This is a genomic window from Bittarella massiliensis (ex Durand et al. 2017) (assembly GCF_017566145.1).
In the GTDB taxonomy this organism is placed as follows: Bacteria; Bacillota; Clostridia; order Oscillospirales; family Ruminococcaceae; genus Bittarella; species Bittarella massiliensis_A.
On sequence record NZ_JABFCL010000066.1, the window covers coordinates 1 to 307 of the forward strand.

Below are 307 nucleotides of genomic sequence, written 5' to 3' on the forward strand. Positions count from 1 at the left end.
TTCAGCGGCGTTCCGCAGTAGCGGATCGTCTCTCTCCCTACAGACTGCGGCCTGTGGAGATGCCCCAGCGCCACATAATCAAATCTCTCCAGAACGGAGACATCCACCTGGTCGAGTCCCCCGATGGAAATCTCCTCCGACTCGCACTGGACCGCCCCCGCCACAAACTGATGGGCAACCAGAATGTTGCGGACGTCCGGATCAATCTCCATTCCTTCCAGCACTGCCCGTACCGCATCCGTATAGGTACTGATCTCTTTTTCCGAGTATACCATGCGGACCTCGGCAGGCTTTAAAAACGGCATCA

1 pseudogene is annotated in these 307 nt (G+C 56.7%); it reads right to left on the bottom strand.

The annotated features are described in order from the left end of the window. Positions 1–212, bottom strand: a pseudogene (locus HJY11_RS13470) (exonuclease SbcCD subunit D); the annotation flags it as partial. Positions 213–307: the final 95 nt, after the last annotated feature.